The sequence below is a fragment of the Paenibacillus sp. SAF-068 genome, assembly GCF_051967555.1.
Taxonomy (GTDB): domain Bacteria; phylum Bacillota; class Bacilli; order Paenibacillales; family Paenibacillaceae; genus Paenibacillus.
In genome coordinates, this window is record NZ_JBQCJX010000005.1 from 1 (window position 1) to 13227 (window position 13227).

Here is a 13227-nt window from a genome sequence, read left to right on the forward strand (position 1 = left end):
CGTTCATTCTGCAAGCAGAATGTTTACTCACTCGTTGTTCAGTTTTCAAAGATCAAACTTGTTTTGTTACCGAATGTTTTTCTCTTCAGCAACTCTTATATAATATCATGTCCGAACCAACTTTGCAAGCTCTTTTTTTAAGTTTCTTTCGAAGCTTATTTCATTCGCTTGCCGCACCGTGTATCTCGTGTTTTTTTGGCCGGAAATAGAATATACCATGGAACATGGATGCTTGTAAAGAGCTAATTTCGAAAATATTAATTCTGCATCTTGACCATATTAAGGACTAAGAATCTACAATGAAATCTTAGGTGTAATTATATTCTGCTGCTGATCTTCTCGATATAATCAGTCTTTCTTCTATATAATAAGAAGATAACCCTCTCAACTCTCATATTCGAGACGAAAAGGTTACCTTCTATAATAATCTATATTTATTTGCGTTCTACTTTATATCCTTTATCCTCAAGCAGTTTCACGATGCCGTGATCGCCCAGGTAGTGTGCTGCGCCGACAACAATGAAATACTCTTCGCCTTTGCCGTTTTTCAAGTAACCATCAATTTTATCCGCCATACCAATGTTACGATCAACCAACATCGCTTTGTTGTACTCCTCGTTCGTGGAGAAGCTGTTTGTCAATTCAAGCAGCTGCTCGTCATTACCCGTTTTCCACATCTCCGCCATTTGATTCACACTGTTATCCAGCACGTCAAAATTCTCGATTGTCGCTTTCAGTGTTTCCTCTTGGGTTTCTTTGGAAAAGTCGTTAAACATGCCAAGTTGAGATTGGTAACTCTCCAATTCTATAACCGGAAGTTTGCGCTCGATCGCTTTCTGGATGAAATACAGATCCACTCCTGCCGAAGCTTCATATCCTGCCGTTGCGGACTTCAAACTTGCGAGTGTACTCTCCACTACCCAAGGCTTAAACGCATCCATAGCATTAGGTTCCAGACCATTTTTCTTCAATACATCCCCCAGCTTTGTATACGTTCCACTGGAAATATGATCTTTCAACGTTGTTCCATCCTGATACGAGCCCAGACTTAGAACCAACTTTTGCTGTTCTTCGTCAGCGGCTTTGCTAATATCAATCTCTACCCCGAGATAGTCAGCTTCCGCAAATGCTTCTTCGAACTCCGGACGTAATGGATAGAAGCTCTCATCGGCAATATGCATGGACCCTACCAGATATACCGTGTTTCCATTACTCTCCACTTCCCACATAAAGCCGCGTCCACCGGTTTGAACAGTTTCGCTTGCTCCGCCTTTGGATACCAACAGTACTGTGCGCGTTGCAGCATCCCAGCGTACTTCATAACCCGCTGCATCACCAACGATGCGAATTGGTGCATACGTTACACCGTTGATGCGCGTAAGTTTACTTTTGAGTGTAATTGTTTTACCATCTACCACGGCCGTGATCGTATCATCTGTCACAGTCGTTAGCTTCACGTCCATGGCATCCAGCGTAGTGCGCAGCGGGACCAGTGTTGTGCCTTTTTCCAGGATCGGTGCTCCTGTAGCATATTTCACCGCTTGATCATTGACCTTTACGGAAGTTCCCTGAGGAGCCGCCATTGCCGGTACCGCAGATGCGAGCAAACCCACCGAGATTGTAAGAGATAATAGCGTGCGTTTCCAATTCTTCATATTATGTATTCTCCTTTATTGAATATAGTTGCCAATCATTTTGATAGAATGGACATACTTAGATACTACGGATAAAGGTGGAAATGGTGCCACCCATCTTAGAGTAGCACCTATTTTTTGTTTATTTTTTCATTATTTTTTGCTGCCAGCCATCCAGAGACCTACAGCTGCAAAAATAGCTCCAGCTCCCATCATCGCCCCTTGAACTGCATCCTTCACCACAGAACCTTCTCCACTTATGACTGATGCTAACAATAGAACAACTACTCCTGCGCTCATTAACTTATAGGACTTTGTATTTAATTGATTAATCATATTCAATCTCCTCCATCGTTTTTATAGTTTTTTTACCACAGCGACTGATTATATAGTGGTGAATAAATATTCAACTCTCATTAATTTTGAAAATAGTCTCACCAATTATGACAACACACAAGAACTGAATAATTATATTAGATCTTATAAGCCTTCATGGCCTTAAATAACTCTTTAAAGGTTGGGCGTTTACCGTACATCAACACACCTGTGCGATAGATTTTGGCTGCAAGCCATCCAAAGATGACAATGGAGACGATGAGAATCGCTAAGGAAGTTAGAATCTCCCAAGTCGGTGCAACTCCCGCACCGATCCGTACCAGAATTGCGGTCGGCGACGTGAATGGAATGAAGCTTGCGATTTTCAACAACAGAATGTTCGGCGTAGAAATACTGAAGATCGCAATATAGAAAGATACAAGCGACAACATCGTAATCGGCAGGACAGCCTGACCCAGTTCTTCCGTACGACTTACCATTGAGCCAATGGCAGCGAACAACACGGCATACAGGAAGTAGCCCAGAATGTAGAATATAAGTCCGTACACAATAACCGCAATATTCACATCACTCAGACTCATATTGAAATCACCTAACACTGCACGGTTATGCGGCAGCAGGATATTTCCGGCAACCACCGCTCCGAAGATCCCGATTTGCAGCATGCCCACCATGAAAATACCGATGATTTTACCGAACATCTGACTGAGCGGTGATACACTCGTAATCAGAATCTCCATAATACGCGAGCTCTTCTCCGCTGTGATCTCAGAGGCAATCATGTTGCCTGTCATCATCGTAGAGGTGAACAGCAGGATGATCAGCAAGTACACAACAATATAGTTAATCGGGCTCATCGCACCTTCTGACTCAGCACCGGCGCCACTTTCATCTGTGCTCAAGCTTTGCTCGGTGAGCTTCACCGGTGTTGCAATTAGTTCCTTCTGCTCCGCTGTGAGCACATCCTTCACAACTACATCCAGCTTCACACTTTGCAAAGCGGCTTCGATGGATGCAATGATCTGAGGAGATACGTCTTCTGCTGAATATAGAATAGGCTGAGGGAACTCCTGTCCAGCAACAGCTTCAAACTTCAGATAGCCATCGATAAGCCCTGCTTCCGCATCCGCTGCAAGAGCCACCTCATCTTTGTCTCCACTGGCAATGAATCGATAGGCCTGTTCTCCTTGGGCTGCAGAGAAGTTCTCCAGTTTCTCGGAAACTTCAGTCTGCCCTGCACTCAGAAGACCAATATTTACAGGGTTACTGCTTGAAGCTCCGCCAATGGAACCCCCGTTGAATAAGGTAATGAAATATGGAACATTGAGTCCGATAGAAATTAAAAGTGCAAGTACAATGGTCGTGACCATGAATGATTTCGTTTTAACTTTGTTTTTGAACGTAAAACCTGTAATCGTTCCCATTTTATTCATTCGACTCACCTACCTCACGAATAAAGATTTGGTTAAGCGTTGGTTCCTTCAGTTCAAAGTGTTCCACTGTCGTCTGGGTCATGGCTGTTCTCAGGATCTCCTGAGCCGCTTCAACCTGACTAATATGTATCAGGTACCCGCGCTCATTCCGCTCGACTTTCTTCACACCAGACAATTGTTCGAGTCCTTCCACACTTCCGATCGTACCCAGGAATACCTGTTCACGTGGATACCGGCTCTTGATCTCCTTGATCTCTCCTTGTACCACCGTGTTGGAACGATGCAGAATGGTGATCTGACGACATAACTCTTCAACATGCTCCATGCGGTGTGTCGAGAACAGAATGGCTGTACCTTCGTCACGCAACTCCTTGACCGTGGACTTGAGTAATTCCACATTCACAGGATCCAGTCCGCTGAACGCTTCATCCAAAATGAGAATCTGCGGTCTATGCACTACGGCTGCGATAAAGCCCATTTTCTGCTGATTACCTTTGGATAACTCTTCAATCTTCTTATCGTAATACTCAGGTACCTCAAACCGGTCCAGCCAATACTTGAGGCTTTGGTCTGCATCCTTGCCATTCATGCCACGAAGCCGTGCAAGGTAATTAATCTGTTCGCTGACTTTCACCTTCGGGTACAATCCGCGCTCTTCGGGAAGATAACCCATAATCTGTTGCAGCTCTGTATTGTAGGGCTTGCCGTTGTACAGGATATTGCCTCCGTCAGGGTGAATCAGTCCGAGCACCATACGCATTGTTGTTGTTTTACCTGCACCATTGGCTCCCAGCAGTCCGTAAATCTCTCCCTCTTTTACATTGAGCGTGACTCCATTAACGGCTGTTTTGTCTGCATATTGCTTGACAACTTTCTTCAATTCCAATCGATTCATCATTTATCGTCTCCCTTCGGTTATCTCCACTGTACGGGTGCATACCCGGCAATCCAGAACGCCAGTACTTCATCTAATTCAAGGTTGCGGATTTTCAACACTCGGTTTTTTGATAGCTCCAGCCTCTCTTGCGCTTCACTGACTCGGGTTGTAATGACGCGAACCAGCCCCCCCTCTTCCAAAGTAGATTCCACAAGACCAGGGATACTCTCAGGCCTTAAGTCACCTTCATACCAGACTTCTTTCCACTGATCGAGCACCATATCTTTCTCGGCCATCCCGAGCGACTGCCCACGGTGCATCAATACGATGTAATCCGCAAGCCTTTTGACTTCGTCCGCAATATGTGTGGCAATCAGAATCGTGGTGTCTCCGCCCGCCATGTAGGTACGAAACTGCTCGACCATCACTTTCCAGGCAAAGGGGTCAAGTCCTGAGGAAGGTTCATCCAAAAGCAATAGTCTTGGGCGAGCTGCAATTGCAGCTGCAATCTCAAATTTTCGCCGTTCTCCCTTGGACATCTTGTTCAGCTTCACATCAACAGGCACTTCCATATCATGAATCAGTTGGTCAAACAACTTCATATCCCAACGTGGGTACCAATACGCCCGGAAATGGGCTGCTTCCTGTGCTGTTATCCGATTCTCTTCCAAACCAGCGTTATCTGCCACAAACCCAATCTGTTGTCTCAGTTCGATGGGAAGAGGCCCATCATGTTCCTGACCAAACCATATAATCTGCCCAGCATCTGGCAGCACCACTTGTTGCAGCATATTAAGAAGTGTGCTTTTTCCTGAACCATTGTGACCGAGAATAGCCACTACATACCCTTCCGGGATGGTGAGATCAATGGGGCCAATAACTCTGCGTCTTCGCATTTTGGATACGCCGTTCAACTGAACTGCTATGGGTTCCATGTATGAATCACTCCCTTACTTCGCGTAAATAGCCTTCAGAACTTCCTGGAACAGGCTCTCCATCTCTTCCTTCGTGCACCCTACCGATTTCCCAGACTGCACAGCTGCCATCATGGCTTCCTGTGCGGCCTTCAGTCTATAATTTTCTCTATCGCCGGCTTCTACCTGGGCCACAAATGTACCCGTCCCCTGCTTCGTACGAAGCAGGCCTTCATTCTCCAGATCCTGATAGACCCGTCTAACCGTAATAACACTGCAATTCAGTGCTCCGGCGAACTCCCGAATGGACGGCAAATGTGTTCCCTCCCCCAACTGCCCCGTAATAATTAATGATCTTAACTGATTTTCAATTTGGTGGTATAAAGGTTCAGCGCTATTTTCATTAATTTGAATGGGTATTTTCACATCTCGCACCTCGCCCTCCGGTACACTCCAGTCTGTTACCTGATCGTGCCGGTTTCATCCTGTATTCATACATAAGCTCAACTCTCATTTAATTCAAATCCCGATGAACAAGCTTCTTCAGCGTCAAGCGACTAAATAGCCATAATACCGCTAAGCCAGCTACCAAAGAAATCCACATCATCGGGGAAAGCAGACCCCATGATTTACTTTCATCCATCACCATTCGAAAGCCGTAACTGCCTGACATTCGAATCAATAAGGATATGCCAATGGCAATGGGTACAAAAAGCGTACTGAGAACCAAGTATTTCTTGCCACTGTTCAGAAACTCTCCATAAATATAGAATCCTGTGACCAAAAGTCCATAACCCGTACAGGTCAAGCTAAAGGCCAGATATTGATCCCATCGAAATCCTTCAGCATGAAGGTTAACCACGTATAGCGATCCGTAGAAAAAAATACCATTGTACGCAAACGCCATTACCGATTGCTGTAGCCTTGACCACATCACCGTTTGTTCAGGGATCGGGATTCTGCGATAGTAGGCCAACATCTGCGTGTAGGAATCCTCCTGTATGTAACGGAAGGAGCGCCTACAGAACATGAACCCTTGAAATGGCAACATGATCAAAAAGAAGGAATCCACTACCGGATTAATGAAATCTGTCTGTTGTTGTCCCAATAACATCACACCGCTCATGCCGCCAGTGTATATCATGAATATTGCAGACCATAGCCATTGGAGCTTATCCTTACTCATTTGGTTGCGGGTCAACCACCACGCCTGCTTCCATTCGTTCATATGCATGCCTGCCTTTCAACTGTCATTCACTCATCTTGCTTACTGTGCTCACTGTGTTTACTGTATATATCAATATACACAGTATACAGACCAAATCATCATCCCGTCAACCCCTAATTTTCCTGAATCAGGAAGAAGAGGTGGGCCACCGATCTGATTTACGTTACAATAAACACAGCACTGAACTCAGCGAAAGGGAGGTTATTCAGATGACTTGGCTGATAGAGCCCGGAATAGTCTTCCTTATCATCATTGGTGTGATCTGGTTGCTCATCCGAAGTGACCGTCAGCGTCACCATCGCGACCAAGACAGACAACCCATCCGGCGAGGTAACAGTTATACCGACTCTACCTCAGGGTCCCCGGTCATTATAGGGGATGACTCTCATGAGCGACATTCAAGACATAGCTTTGATCACAGACACCCGGAAACCGATTCTTCTTCAACCTCTCACCATCACAGCAGTGACAGCAGTAGCAGTGACTCTGGAGGAGATAGTGGCGGCGGAGATGGTGGTGGCGGGAGCGATTAACACCCATTCCCTGATCACAGCAAAAAAGCTGTACCTGATATTGTGTAAACACAATTCGGATACAGCTTTTGCCGTTCTCTAGCACCTGTTAGAAGAAGAGGCCTTGCGATTAAACGCGGTTATAGCCATTTGGCAAACTGCGGTTGGCGCGGATCTCACGAATCTCGGCAAGAGTCAGCCGCTCATTCGTGGAGATCAGGGATTCCACGTCATTGCCACGGATCAGATCATCCAAATCTCTCAAGTTGGTGTTACCGCGGAAGACACGGAATCCCCCCTGAAAGTTAGGCCGTGTAAACACAACGAGTGTTGCATTGGAACTTGTTGAGAAAAACCGCAGGCTTTCTACCCCGTCCAAAATATTGTCCAGGTTACGAAGGCCGGTGTTGCCACGATAGATGCGGCTTCTCCCTCTGTAGTTCTCTTCTGAATACACGGTAAGACGTGGATACGTTTGACTGACGTTGACTGTTTTTTTCATTTTGTTTCCCCCTCTCGAACTCATTCTATGAATGAATGAGAGGGGAAGCGTGGACGAATCCTATGCTAGATTCGTCCATTTTCATATTTTCAGAAGATTATAGTGACGCACGGCCCAGTAGATTGAACTTATATCCTTCTGTTACACACCAAGAATAGCTTCCCATACCGGACGCGTGTGACCACCAGGATATAATAGATACAACAGAACATACACGACAACACCTGTTAACGCTGAGCCGAACCAGATCATGGACGTGAACTTGCCCCAGCGGCGATGTGTTCCAAACTTCTTTTTGAACCCCAGCACCAGTGTGGAGATGCCAAAGATTGCTGCCACGGTAGCCAGGATGATATGAAAGATCAGAAATATCCGATAAAAGATCTCCAGATCAGGGTCTCCGCCCCATGCCGTATTCCCTACGAACACTGTACGAGACATATAGATTACGAAGAAGATTAGAGCTGCAATCGCACCTGCTACCATGGCGGACTGATGAGCCTCACGTTTGCCCTGAATAATCAGTACCCATCCGATCCCCACCAATACTGCACTAATCACAATGAAAGAAGTACTGATCGTTGGTAGCCAAAAATACATATCCATCGTGTGTTCCCCCTCTTGTCAGAACATTGACTTAATTATTTTGCAGCCGGATTGAGTGGCCCCCCTGCGCCCCCAGCAGGATACGAATCATCATCATCCTCCTGCTTCTCTTTCCGATACCATTGGAAAAAGACATAGGCCAACATGGAGGCGAAGATCCCTTCCTGAATAAACTTCATTACAATGCCACCGACCTGCTGATCTTCCTTCGCGGAAGACAGAAAGTTGAAGAACGCAGGCCCACCGAATGAGCGAAGTAACGCCGTAGAATCTCCAGACACACAATATCGCATCGCTTCAGCCCATACTGCCGGGTTGCTGTACGTCTGATACAACGGCTCGGACGCAAAAATAATCAATCCACACGCAGGCGTAAGCAGTACCATATTCAGAAAAATAAAACCGATCTTGGATAACCCCGACGCTTGTCTGCCCTCTGGCAACGGATTCAGCAATGTCCACCACATGAGCATCGAGGTGATGAACAGTGCAATATAATACAACCGGTGAACGGTAAAATTCAGCATGACGTAATCATGTACAATCGGTAGGTGATACAGCGAAAACAGCCCGTTAAAGAGCACTGCCGCAACGATCGGATGAGCCAGGAACGATAGCTGGCGCGTTGGCAACCAGCGCACGATTCTGCGCCATACCCAGATCGGCAGACCTTTCATCATCAACGGAGGCGCTACCAGATAGGAGAACGCCATACTCACCATGTGGAAGCTAAACATGACGTGACCGAGCAGATTAAAGGGCCCAGCTTGAGCCAGATACAGGACAAACAACCCTGTGATAAACATGATTTTCTGCCCGGCAGTCGCAGGCTCTGCATCCTTTATTTGCTCGCTTAACGGTCCCACGAGCACCAAATACGCCGCAGCAATGATCAGAAATAAAGCCAATATAAGCGGACTCCATAAGTCGTTGAAGCTAAAATACTGCAACCCGAGCATACGGGAAACCTCCCCGTGACCTAATTTGGTTGTTGCCTTCATTTCTTTGTGAAGATTCTTTCGCCAAAAAGGGGAAAAGACGGCGGCAATGCGCCGCCGCCATCTCTTTTACCACCAGACCCAATAGAGTGCCATTATGATGCACGTAAAGGCTACGAAGAAGCCAAAGGCCATGAATAGGATCGGCATTAAATGCCCTTTGTCCTTCATGTGCATCCAGTACCCCAATTGAACGAATACCTGAAGAATAGCCATGACGAGCAAAATAATAATCGTAAAGGTTGTGTTAACCCCTCCAGCAGAAGCAGCCGCGAACGCAATCAACGTGAGAATAATGGAGAAAACAAAAACCACGACGTGTTTCTGCGGCCCTTCCGTCCGGTGACGGTGTTTCACAGGCTGTTGATCCGTCTTATCCTGTGCCGACATGTGTTAGCCCACCTTTCCGAGCAGGTACACGACCGTAAAGATGAACACCCAGACCACGTCAATAAAGTGCCAGTACATTGCGGAGACGTATACTTTAGGTGCAGTTACGACCGTCAGTCCTTTTTTGAACAGCTGCCCGATAATGATTCCGATCCACACAATACCGAAAGCAACGTGGGCTCCGTGGAACCCGACCAGTGTATAGAACGCTGAACTGAAGGCACTTGTAGTCATGCCGAACTCTTTATGTTTCACATACTCATAGAACTCGTATATTTCCAGCGCGAGAAATCCCATACCCAGTACCACCGTGATGCCAAGCCACAATGCCAGTGCATCTCGCTTGCCCTTATGCATGGCCTGAATGGCAAATACACTCGTCAAACTGCTGACCAGGAGAATGAACGTTGCAGCGGCCACGAGTGGCAGGTGGAACAGTTCATTCGCCGTAGGTCCATCATTGGTTTGGCCACGAAGAGCCAGGAAGGTAGCAAAGAGTGTACCGAACAGTACCGTCTCGCCGCCAAGGAACAACCAGAAGGCGATTAGCTTGTTACGTCCTTCCAGTGTTGCTTTCTCCGGTTCATGCGGCAATTTGTCGTTCACCGGTTCGGCATGTGAGGTTGTCATGTTCTAGCCCCCTTCTCATCCTGATCCTCCGGTTCAATGTGCCAGCCATGATCATCATAAAGTGAACGCAGTGCCATTGATCCAAATGTAATGAGTAGACCGATGACAACGACAATATAATTGTTGAAAATAGCATTCATAAACGCATTTCCAAATTCATCCTTGCTGAACATCAAGCCAAGTCCGGCGATAAAGATACCTACGGACATTACAAACGGCAATGGCGTTGCTGAAGGCATATGAATCGAACCTACAGGTTCTGCTGGTGTCATCTCCGTATGTCCGGCCATCTTTTCCTTCCAATACGCATCAATTCCACGTACCAGCGGAGTCTGCTTGAAATTGTATTCCGGTGGCGGTGAAGGAATGGACCATTCCAAAGTACGACCGTCTTCCCACGGATCGTTTGGCGCACCAGCCGGTTTTCTCATGGTGATTACGATGTTAACGAGGAATAGAATAACCCCCACACCCATCAGAAATGCACCTACGGAGCTGACCAGATTGAGCAGATCAAAATCCTGATTTGGCAAATATGTAACGATCCGACGCTGCATTCCCATCAGACCGAGGAAATGCTGTACAAAGAACGTTAATTGGAAACCGATCATAAATGTCCAGAATGTCCATTTCCCAAGTGTTTCACTCAGAATACGTCCGAACATCTTCGGCCACCAGTAATGAAGCCCCGAGAACAAGCCGAGCACCAATCCCCCTACAATAACGTAGTGAAAGTGGGCTACAACAAAGTACGTATCATGGAACTGGAAATCCGCTGGAGCAGATGCCAGCATGACACCGGTAACACCGCCCATAACGAAGGTTGGAACGAATCCAACAGCAAACAGGTTCGCCGCTGTAAAACGGATCTGTCCACCCCACATCGTAAAGAGCCAGTTAAAGATTTTGATCCCGGTAGGTACGGCAATCAACATCGTGGAGATGGAGAATAGCGCGTTGGCTACATTTCCAAGACCTGTTGTGAACATGTGATGCGCCCATACCATGAAGCCCAGGAAGGCAATCAGAATGGTGGCAAATACCATGGAACTGTATCCGAACAACCGTTTACGCGAGAAAGTCGGAATAACCTCCGAGATGATACCAAATGCCGGCAAAATCAAAATGTATACTTCGGGGTGCCCGAAGATCCAGAAGATGTGCTGCCAGAGTACGGGGTTACCGCCACCTGCGACATCGAAGAAATTCGCTCCCAGTATACGATCAAACGTCAAAAGTACAAGTCCTACCGTGATGGCAGGAAAAGCAAAAAGGATAATGGCAGATGTAATAAATGTCGTCCATGTAAACATCGGCATCCGCATGTAGGACATGCCTGGAGCACGCATCGTAATAATCGTTGCGAGAAAGTTAATACCCCCGATGAGCGTTCCCAGACCCGCGATCTGAAGGCCGATGGTGTAGAAATCCACACCATGCGTTCCACTGTACTCACTGCCCGAAAGCGGCGTATATGAGGTCCAGCCCGCATCCGGTGCTCCCCCCATAACCCAGCTCAGGTTCAGTAGCAGTCCCCCAAAAAGGAACGTCCAGAAACCAAGTGCGTTCAGAAAAGGAAAAGCAACGTCACGTGCCCCGATCTGCAAAGGTACGACAGCATTCATAATGGCAAAAATAAGTGGCATGACACCAAGGAAAATCATCGTTGTTCCATGCATTGTAATCAATTCGTTGAAGACCTGTGCCGATACAAAACTATTCATAGGCTTCATCAGTTGAATCCGAATCAAAATGGCTTCAATGCCGCCGATTCCAAAGAAAAATCCACCCGCAACCAAATAGAGAATGGCAATTTTTTTGTGATCGACGGTGGTGATCCAATCCATCAAGCCCCTGTACCTCTTGACGCTATGCGCATGAGCCAAGGTTGTGTACCCCCTTCTTCGTCCTTGCTGTTCTATTCATAGTCCAATTTGTAGTTGGCCAGATATTCGGCAATTCCGTCGATTTCTTCATCCGTCAACCCAAGATCCTTGGGATTCGGCATGGTATTGCCCGGCTTCACGGATTGTGGATCATGGAGCCATTCTTTCATGTTATCCAGTACCGGACTGCCTTCTTCCTGTCCCTCACGAGAATTCAGCAAAATGCCTGCGACAGATTCCTTGCCGCCGATTCCCGTCAGGTTAGGTGCTACTGGTCCACCTTGATCACCAACAGCGTGGCAAGAAAGGCAGTTTGTTTTGAATTTCTCAGCCAATTGAGTGTCTTCAGGAAGAACTGCAGGTGCTTTCATCTGATTCACCCATCTGTCAAAGGATTCCTGGCTCACTGCTTTTACCTTGAACTCCATGAAAGCATGCGATCTGCCACATAATTCGGCACATTTACCGCGGTAAACGCCTTCATTCGGTGCTGAAAAACTGAACTTGTTAAGTGTTCCATCCGGGTTTGTGTCCATTTTGCCCGCAAGTGACGGCACCCAGAAGGAGTGAAGCACGTCAGCGGTTTTTAGTTCGAATGCGATTTTTGTTCCGGTCGGGATGATGAGATCTTGAGCGGTGGTTACGTCATATTGAGGATAAGTGAATTCCCACCAGTACTGATGCGAGGTGACTTGGACCTTAAGTGCATTTTTGTCATTGGACAGATCTTCGCCTTGGGCAAAAATCGTTTGGACTGTCGGTACTGCCAGCACTATAACCAGCAATAACGGAATGGCTGTCCATATTACTTCCAGCTTGAAATTTCCTTCAACCTGTTCAGGCATCTCGGTCTGCCCGGCTCGTCTACGAAACCGAATCAGAACATAGGCCGCTATGGCAAATACAATGATGAGCACCACGATCATAATCGTGATGGATAGCTTCATCAGATCATATTGGCCTTGCGCCACAGGACCCTGAGGTTTCATTACCGACAAGTCTTCCCGCCCGCATGCGGATAGCAGCAAAGAGAACACCGCCAGCAAGGGGAGAATTCGCTTTGCAACCTGCCACTGTTTCATCATTGATCTACCCCACTTTTTTACGTTTTCGTAGATTACCGTTGTCGTTCGGTAGAAAGGCAACAAAAGATACGTTTCAGCACGATACGCATAATCCTCTTCATCATACAGAATGCTTACGAAAATAACGCTTCCAGTACTCCCGTGATTTCCTGCTCAGGGCATGTCTGCGCATTCTTCCAATTCATTCTATATGCTT

At 46.8% G+C, this 13227-nt stretch carries 15 protein-coding genes; 1 reads left to right on the forward strand and 14 read right to left on the reverse strand.

Annotation, left to right across the window (positions count from 1 at the left end):
• Positions 1–434: 434 nt before the first annotated feature.
• The 7 genes from ACTHPG_RS22750 to ACTHPG_RS22780 form a co-directional block, all read right to left on the reverse strand.
• A complete protein-coding gene (locus ACTHPG_RS22750; RefSeq protein ID WP_440391659.1) occupies positions 435–1655 on the reverse strand; it encodes a TraB/GumN family protein in 1221 nt (406 codons plus the stop codon).
• Positions 1656–1787: 132 nt separating this feature from the next.
• Positions 1788–1970: a hypothetical protein gene (locus ACTHPG_RS22755; RefSeq protein WP_239293079.1), complete on the reverse strand. Its 183-nt coding sequence runs from the start codon at positions 1968–1970 to the stop codon at positions 1788–1790.
• Positions 1971–2107: 137 nt separating this feature from the next.
• The gene (locus tag ACTHPG_RS22760) at positions 2108–3403 is read right to left on the reverse strand and encodes an ABC transporter permease (RefSeq protein ID WP_440391660.1); all 1296 of its coding nucleotides are present in this window, start codon (positions 3401–3403) and stop codon (positions 2108–2110) included.
• On the reverse strand, positions 3396–4298 hold the full coding sequence (locus tag ACTHPG_RS22765) for an ABC transporter ATP-binding protein (protein ID WP_440391864.1): 903 nt from the start codon (positions 4296–4298) through the stop codon (positions 3396–3398). The genes ACTHPG_RS22760 and ACTHPG_RS22765 overlap by 8 nt, the downstream gene beginning before the upstream one ends.
• A 20-nt stretch (positions 4299–4318) precedes the next feature.
• Positions 4319–5215: an ATP-binding cassette domain-containing protein gene (locus ACTHPG_RS22770; RefSeq protein ID WP_440391661.1), complete on the reverse strand. Its 897-nt coding sequence runs from the start codon at positions 5213–5215 to the stop codon at positions 4319–4321.
• A 15-nt stretch (positions 5216–5230) separates the two neighbouring features.
• On the reverse strand, positions 5231–5620 hold the full coding sequence (locus tag ACTHPG_RS22775; RefSeq protein ID WP_440391662.1) for a GntR family transcriptional regulator: 390 nt from the start codon (positions 5618–5620) through the stop codon (positions 5231–5233).
• An 88-nt stretch (positions 5621–5708) separates the two neighbouring features.
• Positions 5709–6422 (reverse strand): hypothetical protein, encoded by a 714-nt coding sequence (locus ACTHPG_RS22780; protein ID WP_440391663.1) that lies wholly within the window; start codon positions 6420–6422, stop codon positions 5709–5711.
• Between the two features lie 209 nt (positions 6423–6631).
• Between ACTHPG_RS22780 and ACTHPG_RS22785 the strand changes: the two genes are divergently transcribed.
• Positions 6632–6955 carry a hypothetical protein gene (locus ACTHPG_RS22785; protein ID WP_440391664.1) on the forward strand — a complete coding sequence of 108 codons (324 nt, stop codon included), beginning with the start codon at positions 6632–6634 and terminating at the stop codon, positions 6953–6955.
• A gap of 109 nt (positions 6956–7064) precedes the next feature.
• Here ACTHPG_RS22785 and ACTHPG_RS22790 read toward each other — a convergent pair whose 3' ends face one another.
• The 7 genes from ACTHPG_RS22790 to coxB form a co-directional block, all read right to left on the reverse strand.
• Positions 7065–7436, reverse strand: coding sequence for a hypothetical protein (locus ACTHPG_RS22790; protein ID WP_440391665.1), 372 nt, complete (start codon positions 7434–7436; stop codon positions 7065–7067).
• A 141-nt stretch (positions 7437–7577) separates the two neighbouring features.
• Positions 7578–8042 (reverse strand): DUF420 domain-containing protein, encoded by a 465-nt coding sequence (locus ACTHPG_RS22795; RefSeq protein ID WP_440391666.1) that lies wholly within the window; start codon positions 8040–8042, stop codon positions 7578–7580.
• Between the two features lie 35 nt (positions 8043–8077).
• Positions 8078–9001, reverse strand: coding sequence for a cytochrome c oxidase assembly factor CtaG (ctaG, locus tag ACTHPG_RS22800; protein ID WP_440391667.1), 924 nt, complete (start codon positions 8999–9001; stop codon positions 8078–8080).
• Between the two features lie 108 nt (positions 9002–9109).
• Entirely contained in the window at positions 9110–9430 is a 321-nt protein-coding gene (locus tag ACTHPG_RS22805) for a cytochrome C oxidase subunit IV family protein (RefSeq protein WP_278297054.1), read from the reverse strand.
• Positions 9431–9433: 3 nt separating this feature from the next.
• Positions 9434–10060, reverse strand: a complete 627-nt coding sequence (locus ACTHPG_RS22810; protein ID WP_047840264.1) for a cytochrome c oxidase subunit 3 — start codon at positions 10058–10060, stop codon at positions 9434–9436.
• The gene (gene ctaD, locus ACTHPG_RS22815) at positions 10057–11907 is read right to left on the reverse strand and encodes a cytochrome c oxidase subunit I (protein WP_440391865.1); all 1851 of its coding nucleotides are present in this window, start codon (positions 11905–11907) and stop codon (positions 10057–10059) included. The genes ACTHPG_RS22810 and ctaD overlap by 4 nt, the downstream gene beginning before the upstream one ends.
• 71 nt (positions 11908–11978) lie before the next feature.
• On the reverse strand, positions 11979–13031 hold the full coding sequence (coxB, locus tag ACTHPG_RS22820) for a cytochrome c oxidase subunit II (protein ID WP_440391668.1): 1053 nt from the start codon (positions 13029–13031) through the stop codon (positions 11979–11981).
• Positions 13032–13227 lie beyond the last annotated feature (196 nt).